Genomic DNA, 15,888 nt, shown 5'->3' with positions numbered 1-15,888 from the left:
AAAAGCCATGCGGTACTTGTCAGAAGGATTCTAAAGCCGAGATGATTCCCGTTCTCCACCTTGCCCGCTTCAGGAAAGTTTTCTATAATGAATATACTAAAAATTCTCAATTGGAGGCTCCCATGAAGATTCGATTATTGGAAGAGAAAGACAACAAAGCAATGGCAGCGATCATCCGCGACATCCTGGAAGCCAATCATCTCGACATCCCCGGAACAGCGTACTTCGATCCTTATCTGGACGACCTATCATGCTACTATAGTGAACAGCCCGATGCCTGTTACTGGGTAGCGGTGAACGAGCAGGACCAGATCCTGGGAGGGGTCGGCATCGCCCCGTTCGATAGGCAACAACGGATCTGTGAGCTGCAGAAGCTTTATGTGTCACCGGAAGCCAGGGGGCTTGGGGTGGCCAAATCGCTCATGAACACGGCCCTTGCATTCGCCTCGGACCACTTTGATCACTGCTACCTCGAAACGATGGAGCAGCTAAAGGCAGCCAACTCCCTGTACGATCGATTGGGCTTCAGCAAGCGGACAGAACCCTTGGATGGATCCGAACATGGAACCATGGATACGTGGTACATCAAACAACTCTGACTTATTTGTAGAAAATGACCGATCGAACAATCTCAAAAAAGTACTCTTTCCACGATTTCTTTGGCAATCCGATCCTCTCCTTTATCGTCAATATGAATAGTATAAAGGTGTACCAGGGACGATCCCATTAAGATTGGAACGCATTTCCCTATAAGACGTTAAGAAACTATTTAAATATCAATAGAAACATTCAGATCATGATCATCCCAACAGCGATTGGCTCTCTTCCCATCGAACATGATCGTCTGTCACGGTACCAGAAACTACTACCATCAAGGAGTTTTTATGAAACAGATCCTCAGTATCGCCATCATCCTATGTTGCTTCCTACCTCTTCACACGGAAGCAGCCGGACCGTCCACTTTGTTCGTCTCCCCTGATGGAGATGACAGCCATGCCGGGACAAAGGAACAGCCCTTCAAGACGCTGAAAAAAGCAAGCGAACTGGCCGTACCGGGTACCACAATCTACCTGAGGGAAGGCACGTATCCTGAACGGCTGGACATCAAGCATTCCGGGACAAAGCAAGAACCGATCCGCTTCACCCACTATGAAGATGAGGTCCCGGTGATCAGCGGGGAGACTGCACCTGCAGATGGTGGCCTCATCACCATCCGCGGTAAAAGCTATATCACGATCCAAGGACTCGATGTGGGAGGCCTCTCCACCGATCAAGAGGAACCCACCCCGTCCGGTATTTTAGTAGAAGGAAACGGGACAGGCATCCGGATCCTTGATAATCGGATCCATGATATCACCACCACCCATCCGAACGGCAACGCCCACGGCATCGCCTTCTACGGCACAGAGGCACCTGAACCGCTCCAGGATATCGAGATCTCCGGCAATACCCTCGAAGACCTGACCCTCGGATTCAGTGAAGCGATGACGTTGAACGGCAACGTGAAGGATTTCCTCATCAACGGGAATACGATCCGGAATGTAGATAACATCGGCATCGATGTCATCGGCTTTGAAGGGATCGCCCCGATTGAGCAATACGATCAGGCGCGCGAAGGCATCATCCGTGACAATCATGTGTATAACGTCAGCAGCCATTCCAACCCTGCCTACCATGAAGAATACTCCGCCGGAGGCATCTATGTGGACGGAGGGAAGGACGTAGTCATCGAGCACAACATTTCCCACCATAACGACCTTGGAATCGAGATTGCCAGTGAGCATCCCGGCAAACAAACGACGCGGGTCCAGATTGCCTGGAACCAAGTTTACGGGAACCGCTACACGGGTATTTCAATCGGGGGTTACGATTTGAAACGGGGTGGCACCACGCACACCCGCATTTCCCATAACCTCCTTTACGGGAATGACACCATGGGCATGGACGGGGGACAGCTGCTCATGCAGTATCATGCCACTCAGAATCTGGTGGAAAACAACATCATGATCCCCACCGATAGCGGCTTGTTCCTGGCAAGCCTCCACCCGTCCAACCGGAACAATCAGCTGATCGGGAATGTGTACGGAAACCACAGCAGTGAGTCCGATCACTGGATCTGGAATGGACAAGACATCACACATCCGCCCTTCATTCCCGGTGTGATCCACAACTAAAATTGAAAGGGGCCATTGCCCATGAAGACCGAAAAAGAAAAGATGCTTGCAGGAGAGAACTACAATCCCGCCGATCCCGAACTCGTGGCAGGAAGAACCCATGCCCGTGAACAGATCCATGACTTCAATCATTCACCGGTCGCAGACCTCGACAAGCGCACATCCATCATCCGCGAACTATTCGGTGAGACCGGAGACCAGTTCTTCATCGAACCGAGCTTCCGCTGTGACTATGGCTCCAATATATACGTCGGGGAGAACTTCTACGCGAACTTTGACTGCGTCCTCCTTGATGTATGCGATATCCGCATCGGTGAAAACTGCTTCATCGCACCTGGCGTACACATCTACACCGCCACCCATCCGATCGATCCCCATGAGCGGAACAGCGGCATCGAGTCAGGCAAACCCGTCACCATTGGTGACAACGTCTGGATCGGCGGCCGTGCCATCATCAACCCCGGTGTCACGATCGGCGACAATGTTGTCATCGGATCAGGGACAGTGGTGACAAAGGATATCCCTGATAACGTCGTAGTCGGTGGGAATCCTGCCAAGGTCATCAAGTGGGTCAACAACAAAGGGTGACCTCACCCATGGACCTTGACGGGCACCCCCTTGAAAATCGAGCAATATCAAATACCTGATCTTCCACTCCGGATCCGCCTTGGACCGGCCAATCGTTAATGATGGAAAAAGACCAAAAGACACCCCGATGCCTTTTGGTCTTTTGGTTAGATCAAGTGCTTGGAACAATTGTAGAGGGAACAGTCCCACCGATCCTCGTGATGATGCAATACCGTGATGGACGTATTCTCCATATTCGTCTGTTGGAAAGTATCGGGCATCAATCGCTTCAACGTTAAACCGATCAACGCCCCGTGGCTCACCACCAACACCCTCTTGCCTTCATATTTGTGCACCACGCCTTCCAGGAACCTCACGCCCCTGCTCGCTACGTCCTCATGCTTCTCCATCCCAAGAGCCCTGCTGCGCCATTCCTTCCCCCACTTTTCAAGGCGCTGCTCTTCCGTCATGCCTTCCGCTTCCCCGCAGTTCACTTCCCTGATCGTTTCATCCGTATGATGAAGGGACAGCCCGATCTTACTCCCTATGATGTCGGCCGTTTCACTTGCCCGGCATAGATCACTTGCGATGATCAGATCCCACGCCTCCTCGCCGGCTAACCTCTCACCCAGTCTCTCCGCCTGTTCCCTACCTGTTTCATTCAGAGGAATGTCGCTGATTCCCTGAGCCTTCCCCAAGAGATTCCACTCTGTGATGCCATGTCTGATCAGTCCGATTGTTGTCATGATGGTCTCCTTCCACGCAAGAAATTCGTTCTATCTATCCTACTTCTACTCCAAACGTGGATTCACCTTCATTTCTCCCCACCTCACCAGCCAATTCATGGTAAAATCGGAAGCACTACATCTTAAAGGAGCGACCCATGCAAGCGACACTGATCATATTACTCATCAATCTCGTCACCCTGATGATCGTGACACCCAAACAAAAGAAAGGCCGGATCACCCTAACCGCAAAAAAAACCATCATCGGACTCGGCATGACGGTTCTTGTTATCAATGTCATGCTGACGTGGATGATGTAACAAAAGGAAGGAACAACCATGAACCCAACCGATGATCTATACAAACTCGACCTCTCCTACCTCGGGGCATTCTCCGCCCGCCTCGATACTCCGTGGGGAGCCCTCTTTTATAACGAAAATCAGCCCCGCTACTACGATGCCAATCATGCCCACGTCATCCGGGAGTGCCATGATCCACAAGTAATGGTCGCGAAAGTGGTGTCTTTTTATCAGAAAAAGAACCTCGTACCGCGCCTATACATCCATGAGCTCCATCTTCAACAACCGTTGCTGGTCGAATTAGAAAAGAACCAATTCCAGTATGAAGAATTCGTCAGCCCCGTCCAGCTATGGAACAATCAGATGGCGAGAGTGGCCGACAAGCAAGGGGTGACCATTGAAGAAGTGACCGAGGAAAATGTCCAAGAAGCCATCGATGTGGAAAACACCATCAAGGAATTCGGCAGCAAGGACACCATCACAAAGGTCTTCGAAGAGCAATTTGCCCACCCCTCGTTCAGCTACTTTCTCCTCAGGCTCAATGGTGAAGTGTGCTCCACGGCCTGTCTGTTTCAAGATGGTCCGGATGCGCGCCTTGAAAGCGTCGTGACTCTTGAAGCTCACCGGGGAAAGGGATTGATCGGTCACCTCATCCGCTTCATCCAGGAAGAATCAACGCGCAGGGGCATGGCCAACCTATGGGTCCTTCCGATCAATGAAGCCGTGGAGAAGGTGTATGCGCGCTACGGGTTCACCACCGTCGAAAGGATGCGGAGCGGGCATGCCTTTCTTTCCGGCAAGAGTATCAAGGACATACGGGAAGGTCATTCATGAGCTGAATAACCGAAACGTCATCAACAAAACGGGACAGTGGCATACATACCACTGTCCCGTTTTGTTAAGATCACTTTTCCTTCTTCCTATACTCTTCCTGCAGAAGCCCATAAAGAGCACAATCTTTATACTGATGTTTAGCATTCCGGATCATATGTTTAATCGTACCTTCTTGCTCCATTCCATTCTTGAGCATAATCTTCCCCGAAGCAGGGTTATCCAAGTTATGTGCGGCTGAGATCTTATGAACGTTCATCCTTCTAAAACCAAAATCGATGACCGCTTTAAGGGCTTCAGTCCCATATCCCTTGTTCCACCATTTGTAACCGATAGAATAGCCGACCTCACAATTATCCGTCAGACCATCGAAATGAAAAAGATCGATTGCTCCTATCAATTCACCGCTCGTTTTCAGTTCCATCCCCCAATAACAGAACTCCTGTGACTCATAGTTCTTCACGATTTCTTTTACCCTCTCAATGGTCTCCGATACAGACTTATGGGCACCTTTTATGAGATTGTCCATTACCCGATCATCGCTAAGCCAATGATCGAATACACACTGTGCGTCCGAGAGCTCGAGCTTCCTTAAAATCATCCGTTCCGTTTCCAGTACCGGCGTACCGAGATATTGTATCATCCGTCCCCCACCTCAACCCTATCAAGCTACTATTCATTTCTTCACATTCAAGCGTTTCTCCTTCTTTGATTAGAATATGGGTGAACGGCCGTGCCCATATCGATGCGGTCTTTCAAATAAATCTCATCAAATACTCTCTGAATATTTTCTCCATTACCTTGGGGGTGTTCTCGATATAAGTCGTCATCTGCTCACTGTTGGATTCGAATGTGTCCTCGTTGCTCTCCTTCATCGCAAAATCAGATATACCTTTTATGATGATGCACTCCACTTGATTCTTCTTACAGATGTACGCAATCGCCCCTGCTTCTGTATCAGCGATCGTGATGTTATGTTCCTTAAGCTCAACATAATCCTTCCACATCACCACGGCCTTATCTGCCGTGCCGATCGTTCCCCTATTAAAATCATTTCCGTAAGGTGATAGATCGATATGGACGATGAAAGATTGCTTGATAAAAGGCTCAATTTCCTTAACGGTGCAGTCATATTGCACGGCTTGACCCGGCACAAAAATATCCAAGGGACGGAACCGTTCATCTATCCCTGCACATGTCCCGGCGACGATCACTTTCGTCAACCCAAAAGCAGACATCATATACTGATTCGCTCCGACCCCGTTTACCTTCCTGACGCCGGTACTGTAGAAAACAAGCTCTCGCCCATTGATTGTCCTCATGAAATACTCCCCGTAGGGATAGGCAAAACGTTCGCCATCTTTGACGCTAAAGTGACTCAGCGTCGCTTCAAACTCCCACTTCGTCGCGATACTTATACCGATCATGGTTGAACCACTCCCCTTTTCCAGTGACCTTATTTTACCATGAATTGTAATACCCTTACGCAAATCTCAACATAAAAACAGCACCCCGAGTTTCGTTCCTCAAGGTGCTGTTTCATTGAGCTGTTATAAAAGGCGACCCAGCATCAATCCGATGTAGGCACTCAGGATCCCGCCGGCATAGCAGCAGACATTATAGTAGAGAAATGCCCTCTTCTCCTTCTTGAGATGAAGCTGAACCCCTTCAAGTTTGAACGTGGAAAAGGTCGTGAACGCCCCCATCATCCCTGTCCCGAAGAACAGCATCAGGGCGTGCCCCGCCGTACTCCCCGTCAGTAATCCGAGGATGAACGAACCGAGGATATTGACCGTCAGGGTGGAAACGGGAACGGTGGACGAGCTTTTTTTATTGATGGCCTGCGTGGTCGCAAACCGGGCAATGGCTCCGATAAAGCCGCCTGCACCGACGAGCAGAAGGGATAAGAGGCTCATTGCGCACCTTCTTTCTCTGCGAGGCGGAAGCCGATCCTACTCATGAACAGTCCGCCGAAGATACTGAGGGCAATATAAAGGAAGGCCAAGCCCGTCCGTCCGCCTTCAAAAAGGGCGACGGTTTCCACACTCAACGTCGAGAACGTGGTGAAGGATCCGATCATCCCCGTCCCGATGGCTGTCTTCACCATAGGTGACAAGGACCACCTCTCCACGAGCACTGTCGTGAAGATCGCGAGCAGGAAACTTCCGATCAGGTTGGTGACCAACGTGGCAACCGGAAAGACGCTGCTGCTATACACATATATGCCCACGAGATACCGAAGAACCGCCCCGACGGCACCGGCCACACCGACCCATACATAGATCATGATGAAAAACTCCTTTATTATACGGATGAATGATATCCAGATTATCTTACACCACTTGGTGAGGGGAAAGAAAGTCGCGATCTACGTAGTTTGAACGTCATTTGACCAAGTGAGCGAATACTTCATGCATCAAAACAAGAGGAAATGAACAAAAATAGACGTGTTTGTACCACCCGCAACGGCCACTTGGTTACCTTACTTTCAACTTTGAATCATTTCCTTTCAAGTTTGACGTTTTTACTTTCAACTACGAGGATTTTATTTTCAACTTCTCTCAAAGGCGAATTCTCATCATCAACTCTTTTCTTTTTTCATCAACTACCCCACTTTACTTTCAACTTCCCCCCTGTATCACCAACTTCACTGAACAAAACAGCAAAAAGCACCAGCCACATCTAAATGGCTGGTGCTCCTTCCACTAGCACGACGTACTCATTTTCTTTTTGGAAAATTACAGTTTCTCCCACGACTATATGCCTTTATATGGGCGATCTTGTCGTCTTTTCCCTTTTCTGAACCAAAGGGTTGGGAGGACATATCCACTTAGCACCATCAGTCCGACGGAACAGATCCGCAACAGGATACCGAGAAATGATCCCGATTCTTGCAGATCCCTGGCCTGACTGACATAGTAATAGAGGACGCTGGCTGCTGCGAGATAGAAGAGGGAATAGAAGAACCTCCTCATCGCCATAGATACCCTTCGCGCTTGATGAACTCCAGCTCCCGTTCGTAGTGATCATAATGCCCATCCTCGATCATCCGCTGGAACGCCGCATCCCCTTCTGCCGCCTTCCGCTTCATCGTCGATTGGAGGGCTTGGACTCGGAGCTTCACCACCTCGAGGATTCCTTCCTTCAGGTGCTCCATACCATAGGCTTTGAAAAAGAGATCGATCCGTTTCTTCCTTATAGGAGCATCCCGGCTCGCTTCATAGTAGACAGCTTCCCCGTTCTCATCGAGATGCCCCACTCCAAGAGGCACGCACGTATAGAGGGCATATGCCACATCCCATACCCTCGGACCTGGCGCCGCCACATCAAAATCGATGATTCCCGCGACCTGTTTGTTGTGGAAAATAATATTGTAGATTGCGAAGTCATTATGACAGATCAATTCATAAGGTCCCGGCGTATCATCGAGAGGCTCCCATTCTTCCTCGAACGGGAAATCACTTACCGCATCGTGGTAGCCTCTAAGCATTTGCGCAATGTTGACTAGGACTTCATCCGACCACATGTACGATTTGAGAGGATAATTTCCGGCTTCCCCCTCTAAATAAGAAAGCACTTCTCTTCCCTTTTCATCAATCCCATTGAACCTAGGAGCATGGGCAAATCCTTTCTCTTCCAAATGTTTCAACAGCTTATGTATTCTTTCGCTCTCAGGCTTGATTTCCCGGCGGACCGTATCTTCCACGCGGTACACCTGCGAGACATTCCCCCCGGATAGCTTTTCTTCCTGTTGGCTCATCCTAAAACCCCCTTTGCTACATCATAAAAATGATGATCAATAGCACCACGACTCCGATGCCCAGTGAATAGCCCGGAACCTTTTGTTTATCACGTGTTTGCCGATTAACGATTGACACGATCCAAAAATAAAATAGCCAAATGAAATACACGAGCAGCACATACATGAACCAGCGATGTCCGTCCACCCATTCAAACAGGCTACCGCTCATGCCAAGCATGAGGTAGACGGTGATGGAAATGACACCGATGATGATCAGCAGAATCGGTGCACTCTTCCAGAATCGTGCCTGGAACAGATCCGGTTTCTTCTGAAGCTGCAGCATCAGCAGAAGGTACGCACACCCCATGACACCGAAAATAAACATGGCCCCTAGAAGCATGAGGATGAACGCCATCCCATCATTACCCGGTGTGACGTTGATCGGGATATCCCCAACATCGCCAAAGAACAGAAGGATGATGAGGGTGAGGATCGTCAGCACTTGATACATGGTCCATTTCATTGAATTGATAGAATCACTCCTTGATGTTGACTTGCTGGTGGAATAGCGGGAACGGTTGGGTGGTGATGAAGAAATCGTTCGCCGCTGCGTGGGTTCCCGTTCCTTTTCATACGAATTCAATCGTAAAAAGATTCAATCCAGCCGAATCCAGTTCTTCCGATGCCTAGCACAGGAGGAGTCTATTATTGTATGTTCCTTCCATTCTATCAAATGCGTATGGGAGTTGGTAGAAACATAGTGAACTTGGTTGTAACGGGACGAAGTCGGTAGTAATGCATGAAAGTTGGTCATACCTCTCCTATGTTCGTAATAGGATTTCCGTCAAAACACAGAGTTGGGTATAAAAATTCGATTCCCGGTAGAAAAAATCAAAAAGTCGGTAGTATTCTTTTGATTGTCGGTAATAATTCCATCTGCCAATGTGATGAAGACGTCCAATCCCATGAAAAATGGGGTTATCCACAGACTATGAAGGGAAACCTAGTCTTTCTTCACATACCTTCCTGTGCAACAACCACCTTTTCCCTCCGCCAGCACGTCGCCATTAATAGAACGAGTGCTATTCCAGAGGTTCCAAGACTGATTGAAACGACGACCATCTTGATTCCCAACGTTTCAATTAAAATACTGCTCTATATCAAACAAAAACAAATAAAACAAGACCCCAAAGGCTAAGCCTCCAGGGTCCCCTAAAATCAAATCGTACTTGTATCAATCACAAACCGGTATTTCACATCAGAAGCCAATACGCGCTTGTACGCTTCATCGATCTGATCCGCCGAGATGAGCTCGATTTTCGGAGCGATGTTATGTTCAGCACAGAAATTGAGCATCTCTTGTGTTTCTTGTATGCCGCCGATCATGGAGCCGGCGAAAGAGCGACGGTGGCCGATGAGGGACATGACGTTCAGTGACATCGGTTCTCCAGGTGCGCCCACATTGACGAGCGTTCCATCAAGCGTCAGGAGGGAGAAGTATGCATCGATGTCGATATTGGCGCTGACCGTGTTGATGATCAGGTCGAAGCGGCCTTTCAGCTTATCAAATGTTTCCGGATCCTTCGTCGCATAGTACTCCTTGGCACCGAAAGCTAGTCCGTCTTCCTCTTTGTTCAGTGTTTGGGAAAGGACCGTCACCTCTGCTCCCATGGCGTTGGCAATCTTCACGGCCATATGACCGAGTCCACCCATCCCGACGATGGCGACTTTCTTGCCGGGTCCGGCATTCCAGTGGTGGAGCGGTGAATAGGTGGTGATCCCTGCGCATAGAAGCGGTGCCGCCGCATCAAGCTCGATGCCGTCCGGGATGTGCAAGGCGAAATCTTCCGTCACGACGATATGTGTGGAATAGCCACCTTGTGTCGGTTCGCCGTATTTGTCGACGCCCGCATAGGTCGGCACATTGCCTTCCAGACAGTATTGCTCTTCGCCAGCCTTACAGTTGACGCATTCGCCGCATGAGTCCACCATACAGCCGACGCCTGCGCGGTCGCCCACCTTGAACTTCGACACACCAGAGCCGACTTCCTTGATGATCCCGGCAATTTCATGCCCCGGAACGAGTGGGTAACTCACTTCTCCCCACTCACCGTGGGCTGTATGGATATCAGAGTGACAGATCCCTGCGAATTTGATTTCGATCAGTACATCCTTTTCATCCAGTTCACGTCGTTTGATTTCTGCTGAGCGGAAAGCCTTATCCGGCCCGTCCACTGCGCGTGCTTTTGCCATAACCATAGTAGTTCCTCCTCGAATTCTGATTGTCCCAAGTCAGGGTGTCTTGCTCCTACTGCTATCCCCGTTTTCCCCTTGAGCAAAACCATCGTACTGCCTCTAGTTCACTCAAGGTCAAGCACGAAGCTCCCTTTTGACAACCGGTGACCACCGTGGTATCTTTCCAATCATATGAACATGAAAAGAGGAATCCTCATGAAAACCTACTCCATCAGCGAAGTCGCCAAGGAACTGAACCTCACCATCTATACCCTCCGCTATTATGATAAAGAAGGACTCATGCCCTTCGTGGAACGCAGTCCGAACGGCGTCCGCCTCTTCAAGGATTCCGACATCAGCACGCTCCGCATCATCGAATGCCTGAAATCCACCGGCATGCCCATCAAGGATATCAAAACCTTTATCGACTGGTGCACCGAAGGCGACTCCACTCTCCAGGAACGGCACGACCTCTTCATGGAACGGAAAGCCACCGTGGAAAGGCAGATGGCGGATCTCATGAAGACGATGGAAGTGATCGACCACAAATGCAGCTACTATAAGGAAGCGCTGGCTGCGGGGACGGAAGAGATCCATCGTGACAAGAAAATTGAGATCCAATAGAAAAACGCCCTGGATTGGGCGTTTTTTCACGTTCAGTTCGAATCCACCGTAAGCCGGTGCTGATGGCAGTGTACGCATCGGAACAGATACCCCTGTAGCGCTCCATCATTGACCAGCCATTCCTTCAGCTTATCCTTAGGCATGTTAAAGGTGGCCATGATCTCGTTTAAGTCGCCGGCAAGTTCTTCCTCCAGATGCTCGATTTCCTTCCACCCGACATACTCCACAATCGCACAGAAGTCTCCGCAGTGACTGAGCCAATGCTCCTGCTGCCACCCGAAGTATCCCGGCGTCCGGTAAACAAGTTCGTCTATGTACGCTTCTTTCTCCACTTCCTCACAGCTCGCATCATCCTGAAAAGAGCCTTCATACTTCTCGGCCGCCGAACCGTCCGCGATACACCACGGGCAGATCCCCTCTACATCCTCGACGGAATAGAACGGTCCCTTATACACATAGTCCCGCTCCTTGTTGCAGACCGGGCAATCGGTCTTTTCCTTCTTGATGACCTCCAGCTTGATCGGATCCGGATTATACGTAAATGTTGGCAATGTCATACGACGATCCCCTCCTATATTCAATGATCCCTAAGGCAGAAAAAAATCAAGCATGGCCGTGATGATGATTGCCTGCGCACAAGTGATCATGAGTTCATCCTTCCAGTGCGTTCTGCCGAATCGACTGAGAAGCCGCGCAATGACAAAGGCAAAAAACCAGATAGCCAGAAATGTGTAAAGCCACGCCAAACCTAACACCTCAACCCATTTTTCTCCATCTTATCACATCCCCCTTATGCAGAGAATGATAGATGACTAGAAAACAGTTGACGAATGAAAATCGGCGCCATACAATTATACCTAGATAAACTATGCATAGATAATCTAGGTACGAAAGGATGACTAAGATGAAAGTGAACAAAGAATTGGTGAAAGGAAGTACCTCCACACTCATTCTCAGCCTGCTGAATGACCGTCCCATGTACGGATATGAATTGATCAAGATCATGGAGGAACGCTCGAACGGGATATTCAGCCTGAAGGAAGGAACCCTCTATCCCCTCCTTCATTCATTGGAGGAGCAAGGAGTGATCGAAGCCTATTGGGGACAGGGAGATACGGGAAGGAAGCGTAAGTACTACCGCATCACCAAAAGCGGGCAGGCCTTCATGGTCGAGAAAAAAGAAGAGTGGTCCACCTTTAAAGGTGCAGTGGATGACATCCTGGGATGGGAGAAGGTTTCATGGGAATGAACGAACCATTCAAAGACTATATCAGTGCCGTGTGCAGCCGTATCCGTAACAAAGATGTTCATGAGGAAGTGGCCCTGGAGCTAGAGGATCACCTCCATACACTGAAGGAACACGCCATGAAGGATGGAATGTCAGAAAAGGCCGCCGTGCAGCATGCCATCAGTCAGATGGGTGACCCCGCCACGGTCGGGAAACAGCTTCATCAAACCCATCGGCCGACGTTTGACGTGACGATCCTCATCCCAGTTGCCGTCATATCGGTTTTCGGTCTCGTTTCTATGTATTTCATCCAGTTTCAATCAACCATCACGGGGATTGGAGACATTTTTCAAAGCAGCCTGATCTATTACCTAGCCGGCTTGGTCTTGATGATTGCATGCTTTTTCTATGACTATCGGAAACTATCCCGTTATTCCGGGGTCATCTATGGTGGTACCGTCTTCCTCCTTCTCCTGACTCAGTGGATCGGGGTCCGGGTAGACGGCATTGCCTACCTTGATATCGGCTTCGCCACCCTGCATATTTCCGGCATCGCTCCCTTCCTCTTGGTCGTGGCATTTGCAGGGATGTTTTCTGAATGGAACTGGCATGCACCGAAAAAAGCTGTGACCGGGATCGGTCTCCTGGCAATCCCTATCCTGCTTCTTGCATCCGATGGATTTGCTGCCTATGCTCTTGGACTCGCAGTGGCACTCATCCTGATGGTGGCAACCAGGGCAAAGATCCATCAAATCCTCCTGTACGGGACCAGTGTCATTGCATTACCCGCCCTCTTCAAACCGGACTTCTTCTCACCTGTCAGTGCCGAAGACGGTGCAGGAATCAGGGCTTTATTCCAAACGGCAGGATGGTTCGGTACAGACCCGTCCGTGAACAGTTTGAACGAGTTGCATACCGATTACATCCTTGCGTATATGGTTCATTCCTTTGGGTGGGTATCAGCCACCGTGACCATGCTGTTCACGCTCGTCTTCACCATTCGGTTGATCCAGACAGCGAGAACCACCGCTCACTCATTTGGAAGGGTGCTGACGATCGGGTTCGCCGCAGTGTTTGGCATCCAGTTTGCCACGGCGATCCTCACCAATATCGGCCTTCTTCCACCTTCCGGCATCACCATGCCCTTCATGAGCTTCGGAGGTACGCATGTATTGGTTGATATGATGGCAGCCGGTCTTGTCTTAAGCGTCTATCGCCGCAGACGCCTGGCTCCTATTCAAGCCAATGGTACGTTGAAATTATCATGATGGAAACTGATCAGGGATGTCCTGATCAGTTTTTTTATGTTTATTTATATCGTATATTACGATATAATTTAAGCAACCGAACCAAAGGAGAGAATCCATGACCACCGTGACGCAACTCAATCAACACTGGACCGACCTTTATTTCCACCTTCATATCCAGCATCAAGAAAAGATTTCCCACCAGGTCATCCGCATCCTGCAGCTCGTAGATAAACGCGATGAAGTCGGCGTAAAGGATGTCGCCGATCTCCTCTCCATCACCCAACATACCGCTTCCGAGCATGTGAAGCGGATCATCGAGAAGGGATACATCCTTAAAGAAAAGCACTCCGATGATGAGCGCAAGGTGATCCTGGAGCTAACAGATAGCGGGCGTGATGTGCTATTCCGCAACACCAGTCTGGATGAAGACAAACTGCAGGCTGCCCTGGACCTCATGACTCCCGAGGAACGAACGGCCGTGTCGGAAGCATTCCGGCTGCTGAGCGAAAAGGCGAAATCATGTACGTCTTCCTGAAGATCCTCGTATCCGCCCTCGTCATCGGAGCCGTGACCGAGATGGCTAGGCGCTTCCCGACCTATGGTGGCATCATTGCGGCCCTGCCCCTGGTCAGCCTCCTCAGCATCATCTGGCTATATGTCCAGGGTGAGGCACCCGAGCGCATCAGCACATTCGCCCTCGGGGTCCTGTGGGGTTTCCCCGCAACGGCCTTCCTGCTCATCATCGTATACCTGTCGCTCCAGCACTCCCTTCATCTTTTCACATCGATCGGACTTGGACTGGCAGGATGGGCGCTGTTTCTCGTGTTACAGGATGTTGTCATCAAACAGGCAAAAATCTTTTTCTTATCATAGGAGGAATGAAGAATGAATGAGCGCTACCCCATCGGGGAGTTCGAAACACCCGACCATCTATCAGCCGACCAGATTCACCACTGGATCCAAGAGATCCGCACGTTTCCTGCAAGACTCCTGGAAACCGTCAGATCTCTAAGCGAGCATGACCTGGAAAAGGCTTATCGCGAAGGGGGATGGACCATCCGCCAGGTCGTCCACCATGTTGCCGACAGTCATATGAACGCCTACATACGCTTCAAACTCGCCCTGACAGAAGAGAACCCGACCATCCGTCCCTATGCCGAGGATAAATGGGCAGCGCTATCGGATTCCCGTTCACCCATCGCATCATCCCTAACCATTATCTCTTCCCTGCATGAGCGCTGGGTCAATCTATTAGAAAGCTTAACGGAGGAACAGCTTGCACGGACCTTTATCCATCCTGACTCAGGAAGCGTGGCCCTTGCCGTGAACATCGGAATCTACGCCTGGCATGGGAATCATCATCTGGCTCATATCCAGAATGCGCTGCAAAACTAAAAAAGCCTTGGCCTTCTTAAGGGAAGGCCAAGGCTTTTCCTAAAACAACTCATACATTCCATCATAAAAGTACGTGAACTCCTCATCCGACACCCGGTATCGCTTATATCCATCATAAAAGGCATCCCTCTCTTCCCCCGTGAACTTCCCGATAGCCAGCGACTCATCATAACGCGGATCTCCCACCGTCATCCCGGACACATCGATGAAGCATCTCACTTCCCCGTCCACTACCAGCACGTTATCGGGATTGCAGTCCCCGTGGATCATCGTGGGTTTGACCGAAGCCGGCCTCTCCGCCTTCAACTGTTCCAAAAGCTCTATATCCCCGTCCGTCTCACCTGCCCTGACATACGGCTCCGCCTCTGCCCATACCCGCTCCAGCCAATCGCCTTCTCCTAATCCTTCCAAGAGCTCTCCTTCATGGAATCGCTGAAGGAAATCACCGAAACTCCTTATAAGCGCTAGGCGTTCCTCTCCATCCCCGACTCCCTTTAACGCCGATGTCAGGGAGACCCCTTCTATGTATTCCATTAGAAGATAGCTGTCTCGTTCACTCTCCCAAAATCCCATGAATCCAGGCACCGCAACAGTTCCCTGAACGCGTTGTCGCGCCTGTGCTTCTTTCCTTAGCCAGTCACGGTAGCTGGGTAGAGCCGCCTTCTTCAAAATGAACGTCCCCTCCTCGGTTTCAATCCGGCTCACTTCAGACGTGCAACCCTGTTCTTCAAGGAGTAGATGCTGCAAGATGGGACCTACCAGACTTTCAATCTTCTCGATCATGCTAGACGCTCCTTTATGAAAATGTGATGTCAGCG

General features: G+C 50.0%; 24 protein-coding genes. 12 read left to right on the top strand and 12 right to left on the bottom strand.

All coding sequences use genetic code 11. The features are described 5' to 3' along the window. Positions 1-122: 122 nt before the first annotated feature. From K6T23_RS04160 to K6T23_RS04150, 3 genes are all read left to right on the top strand, one after another. Entirely contained in the window at positions 123-599 is a 477-nt protein-coding gene (locus K6T23_RS04160; RefSeq protein ID WP_079514898.1) for a GNAT family N-acetyltransferase, read from the top strand. 285 nt (positions 600-884) lie between these two features. Then, positions 885-2,174, top strand: a complete 1,290-nt coding sequence (locus K6T23_RS04155) for a right-handed parallel beta-helix repeat-containing protein (RefSeq protein WP_238283646.1) — start codon at positions 885-887, stop codon at positions 2,172-2,174. Between the two features lie 21 nt (positions 2,175-2,195). After that, on the top strand, positions 2,196-2,762 hold the full coding sequence (locus K6T23_RS04150) for a maltose acetyltransferase domain-containing protein (RefSeq protein WP_079514896.1): 567 nt from the start codon (positions 2,196-2,198) through the stop codon (positions 2,760-2,762). A 146-nt stretch (positions 2,763-2,908) separates the two neighbouring features. Here K6T23_RS04150 and K6T23_RS04145 read toward each other — a convergent pair whose 3' ends face one another. Beyond that, positions 2,909-3,487 carry a histidine phosphatase family protein gene (locus tag K6T23_RS04145; protein ID WP_079514895.1) on the bottom strand — a complete coding sequence of 193 codons (579 nt, stop codon included), beginning with the start codon at positions 3,485-3,487 and terminating at the stop codon, positions 2,909-2,911. 137 nt (positions 3,488-3,624) lie between these two features. On the opposite strand from K6T23_RS04145, the gene K6T23_RS04140 reads away from it, so the two are divergent. Together K6T23_RS04140 and K6T23_RS04135 are read left to right on the top strand one after the other, a co-directional pair. Continuing rightward, the gene (locus K6T23_RS04140; protein ID WP_179125716.1) at positions 3,625-3,786 is read left to right on the top strand and encodes a hypothetical protein; all 162 of its coding nucleotides are present in this window, start codon (positions 3,625-3,627) and stop codon (positions 3,784-3,786) included. Positions 3,787-3,804: 18 nt separating this feature from the next. Beyond that, entirely contained in the window at positions 3,805-4,599 is a 795-nt protein-coding gene (locus K6T23_RS04135; protein ID WP_148984910.1) for a GNAT family N-acetyltransferase, read from the top strand. 70 nt (positions 4,600-4,669) lie between these two features. On the opposite strand, the gene K6T23_RS04130 is transcribed toward K6T23_RS04135, so the two are convergent. From K6T23_RS04130 to K6T23_RS04100, 7 genes are all read right to left on the bottom strand, one after another. Continuing rightward, positions 4,670-5,239 carry a GNAT family N-acetyltransferase gene (locus K6T23_RS04130; protein ID WP_148984909.1) on the bottom strand — a complete coding sequence of 190 codons (570 nt, stop codon included), beginning with the start codon at positions 5,237-5,239 and terminating at the stop codon, positions 4,670-4,672. 112 nt (positions 5,240-5,351) lie between these two features. Next, positions 5,352-6,023 (bottom strand): 5'-methylthioadenosine/S-adenosylhomocysteine nucleosidase family protein, encoded by a 672-nt coding sequence (locus tag K6T23_RS04125; protein WP_079514893.1) that lies wholly within the window; start codon positions 6,021-6,023, stop codon positions 5,352-5,354. A 123-nt stretch (positions 6,024-6,146) separates the two neighbouring features. Then, positions 6,147-6,512 (bottom strand): fluoride efflux transporter FluC, encoded by a 366-nt coding sequence (locus tag K6T23_RS04120; RefSeq protein WP_056533377.1) that lies wholly within the window; start codon positions 6,510-6,512, stop codon positions 6,147-6,149. Continuing rightward, positions 6,509-6,883, bottom strand: a complete 375-nt coding sequence (locus K6T23_RS04115) for a fluoride efflux transporter FluC (RefSeq protein ID WP_056533375.1) — start codon at positions 6,881-6,883, stop codon at positions 6,509-6,511. Before K6T23_RS04115 ends, K6T23_RS04120 begins: the two co-directional genes overlap by 4 nt. Before the next feature lie 469 nt (positions 6,884-7,352). After that, positions 7,353-7,571, bottom strand: coding sequence for a hypothetical protein (locus K6T23_RS04110; RefSeq protein ID WP_079514892.1), 219 nt, complete (start codon positions 7,569-7,571; stop codon positions 7,353-7,355). Continuing rightward, positions 7,568-8,356, bottom strand: coding sequence for a phosphotransferase (locus K6T23_RS04105; RefSeq protein ID WP_079514891.1), 789 nt, complete (start codon positions 8,354-8,356; stop codon positions 7,568-7,570). Before K6T23_RS04105 ends, K6T23_RS04110 begins: the two co-directional genes overlap by 4 nt. A gap of 16 nt (positions 8,357-8,372) precedes the next feature. Beyond that, positions 8,373-8,861, bottom strand: coding sequence for a hypothetical protein (locus K6T23_RS04100; RefSeq protein ID WP_079514890.1), 489 nt, complete (start codon positions 8,859-8,861; stop codon positions 8,373-8,375). Between the two features lie 276 nt (positions 8,862-9,137). On the opposite strand from K6T23_RS04100, the gene K6T23_RS04095 reads away from it, so the two are divergent. Then, complete coding sequence (locus K6T23_RS04095; RefSeq protein WP_187443046.1) at positions 9,138-9,536, top strand: hypothetical protein; 399 nt, start codon at positions 9,138-9,140, stop codon at positions 9,534-9,536. Positions 9,537-9,556: 20 nt separating this feature from the next. Here the strand turns inward: K6T23_RS04095 and K6T23_RS04090 are convergent, their stop codons facing one another. Further along, positions 9,557-10,597 carry an NAD(P)-dependent alcohol dehydrogenase gene (locus K6T23_RS04090; protein WP_056533365.1) on the bottom strand — a complete coding sequence of 347 codons (1,041 nt, stop codon included), beginning with the start codon at positions 10,595-10,597 and terminating at the stop codon, positions 9,557-9,559. Between the two features lie 192 nt (positions 10,598-10,789). On the opposite strand from K6T23_RS04090, the gene K6T23_RS04085 reads away from it, so the two are divergent. Beyond that, positions 10,790-11,197, top strand: coding sequence for a MerR family transcriptional regulator (locus K6T23_RS04085; protein WP_056533364.1), 408 nt, complete (start codon positions 10,790-10,792; stop codon positions 11,195-11,197). 32 nt (positions 11,198-11,229) lie between these two features. Here K6T23_RS04085 and K6T23_RS04080 read toward each other — a convergent pair whose 3' ends face one another. Together K6T23_RS04080 and K6T23_RS04075 are read right to left on the bottom strand one after the other, a co-directional pair. Continuing rightward, a complete protein-coding gene (locus K6T23_RS04080; protein ID WP_056533362.1) occupies positions 11,230-11,754 on the bottom strand; it encodes a CbrC family protein in 525 nt (174 codons plus the stop codon). Between the two features lie 30 nt (positions 11,755-11,784). Continuing rightward, complete coding sequence (locus tag K6T23_RS04075) at positions 11,785-11,943, bottom strand: hypothetical protein (RefSeq protein WP_156183405.1); 159 nt, start codon at positions 11,941-11,943, stop codon at positions 11,785-11,787. Between the two features lie 158 nt (positions 11,944-12,101). On the opposite strand from K6T23_RS04075, the gene K6T23_RS04070 reads away from it, so the two are divergent. The 5 genes from K6T23_RS04070 (at position 12,102) to K6T23_RS04050 (ending at position 15,070) form a co-directional block, all read left to right on the top strand. After that, positions 12,102-12,446 carry a PadR family transcriptional regulator gene (locus K6T23_RS04070; RefSeq protein ID WP_238283645.1) on the top strand — a complete coding sequence of 115 codons (345 nt, stop codon included), beginning with the start codon at positions 12,102-12,104 and terminating at the stop codon, positions 12,444-12,446. Then, entirely contained in the window at positions 12,437-13,693 is a 1,257-nt protein-coding gene (locus K6T23_RS04065; RefSeq protein ID WP_238283644.1) for an FtsW/RodA/SpoVE family cell cycle protein, read from the top strand. The genes K6T23_RS04070 and K6T23_RS04065 overlap by 10 nt, the downstream gene beginning before the upstream one ends. 97 nt (positions 13,694-13,790) lie before the next feature. Next, positions 13,791-14,210 (top strand): MarR family winged helix-turn-helix transcriptional regulator, encoded by a 420-nt coding sequence (locus K6T23_RS04060; protein ID WP_238283643.1) that lies wholly within the window; start codon positions 13,791-13,793, stop codon positions 14,208-14,210. Further along, entirely contained in the window at positions 14,195-14,548 is a 354-nt protein-coding gene (locus tag K6T23_RS04055) for a DUF3147 family protein (protein ID WP_238283642.1), read from the top strand. The genes K6T23_RS04060 and K6T23_RS04055 overlap by 16 nt, the downstream gene beginning before the upstream one ends. Before the next feature lie 12 nt (positions 14,549-14,560). Then, positions 14,561-15,070, top strand: coding sequence for a YfiT family bacillithiol transferase (locus K6T23_RS04050; RefSeq protein ID WP_238283641.1), 510 nt, complete (start codon positions 14,561-14,563; stop codon positions 15,068-15,070). A 39-nt stretch (positions 15,071-15,109) separates the two neighbouring features. On the opposite strand, the gene K6T23_RS04045 is transcribed toward K6T23_RS04050, so the two are convergent. Next, complete coding sequence (locus K6T23_RS04045; protein ID WP_238283640.1) at positions 15,110-15,853, bottom strand: aminoglycoside phosphotransferase family protein; 744 nt, start codon at positions 15,851-15,853, stop codon at positions 15,110-15,112. Positions 15,854-15,888: the final 35 nt, after the last annotated feature.

It is taken from the genome of Rossellomorea marisflavi (assembly GCF_022170785.1).
GTDB classification, from domain to species: domain Bacteria; phylum Bacillota; class Bacilli; order Bacillales; family Bacillaceae_B; genus Rossellomorea; species Rossellomorea marisflavi_B.
The sequence above is the reverse complement of the archived record's forward strand: the minus strand, read 5'-3'. Positions and strand labels throughout refer to the sequence as shown.

Coding starts and splice junctions, on each gene's coding strand:
- K6T23_RS04160 (WP_079514898.1), top strand. CDS start 123: ATGAAGATTCGATTATTGGAAGAGAAAGACAACAAAGCAATGGCAGCG.
- K6T23_RS04155 (WP_238283646.1), top strand. CDS start 885: ATGAAACAGATCCTCAGTATCGCCATCATCCTATGTTGCTTCCTACCT.
- K6T23_RS04150 (WP_079514896.1), top strand. CDS start 2,196: ATGAAGACCGAAAAAGAAAAGATGCTTGCAGGAGAGAACTACAATCCC.
- K6T23_RS04145 (WP_079514895.1), bottom strand. CDS start 3,487: ATGACAACAATCGGACTGATCAGACATGGCATCACAGAGTGGAATCTC.
- K6T23_RS04140 (WP_179125716.1), top strand. CDS start 3,625: ATGCAAGCGACACTGATCATATTACTCATCAATCTCGTCACCCTGATG.
- K6T23_RS04135 (WP_148984910.1), top strand. CDS start 3,805: ATGAACCCAACCGATGATCTATACAAACTCGACCTCTCCTACCTCGGG.
- K6T23_RS04130 (WP_148984909.1), bottom strand. CDS start 5,239: ATGATACAATATCTCGGTACGCCGGTACTGGAAACGGAACGGATGATT.
- K6T23_RS04125 (WP_079514893.1), bottom strand. CDS start 6,023: ATGATCGGTATAAGTATCGCGACGAAGTGGGAGTTTGAAGCGACGCTG.
- K6T23_RS04120 (WP_056533377.1), bottom strand. CDS start 6,512: ATGAGCCTCTTATCCCTTCTGCTCGTCGGTGCAGGCGGCTTTATCGGA.
- K6T23_RS04115 (WP_056533375.1), bottom strand. CDS start 6,883: ATGATCTATGTATGGGTCGGTGTGGCCGGTGCCGTCGGGGCGGTTCTT.
- K6T23_RS04110 (WP_079514892.1), bottom strand. CDS start 7,571: ATGAGGAGGTTCTTCTATTCCCTCTTCTATCTCGCAGCAGCCAGCGTC.
- K6T23_RS04105 (WP_079514891.1), bottom strand. CDS start 8,356: ATGAGCCAACAGGAAGAAAAGCTATCCGGGGGGAATGTCTCGCAGGTG.
- K6T23_RS04100 (WP_079514890.1), bottom strand. CDS start 8,861: ATGAAATGGACCATGTATCAAGTGCTGACGATCCTCACCCTCATCATC.
- K6T23_RS04095 (WP_187443046.1), top strand. CDS start 9,138: ATGAAAGTTGGTCATACCTCTCCTATGTTCGTAATAGGATTTCCGTCA.
- K6T23_RS04090 (WP_056533365.1), bottom strand. CDS start 10,597: ATGGTTATGGCAAAAGCACGCGCAGTGGACGGGCCGGATAAGGCTTTC.
- K6T23_RS04085 (WP_056533364.1), top strand. CDS start 10,790: ATGAAAACCTACTCCATCAGCGAAGTCGCCAAGGAACTGAACCTCACC.
- K6T23_RS04080 (WP_056533362.1), bottom strand. CDS start 11,754: ATGACATTGCCAACATTTACGTATAATCCGGATCCGATCAAGCTGGAG.
- K6T23_RS04070 (WP_238283645.1), top strand. CDS start 12,102: ATGAAAGTGAACAAAGAATTGGTGAAAGGAAGTACCTCCACACTCATT.
- K6T23_RS04065 (WP_238283644.1), top strand. CDS start 12,437: ATGGGAATGAACGAACCATTCAAAGACTATATCAGTGCCGTGTGCAGC.
- K6T23_RS04060 (WP_238283643.1), top strand. CDS start 13,791: ATGACCACCGTGACGCAACTCAATCAACACTGGACCGACCTTTATTTC.
- K6T23_RS04055 (WP_238283642.1), top strand. CDS start 14,195: ATGTACGTCTTCCTGAAGATCCTCGTATCCGCCCTCGTCATCGGAGCC.
- K6T23_RS04050 (WP_238283641.1), top strand. CDS start 14,561: ATGAATGAGCGCTACCCCATCGGGGAGTTCGAAACACCCGACCATCTA.
- K6T23_RS04045 (WP_238283640.1), bottom strand. CDS start 15,853: ATGATCGAGAAGATTGAAAGTCTGGTAGGTCCCATCTTGCAGCATCTA.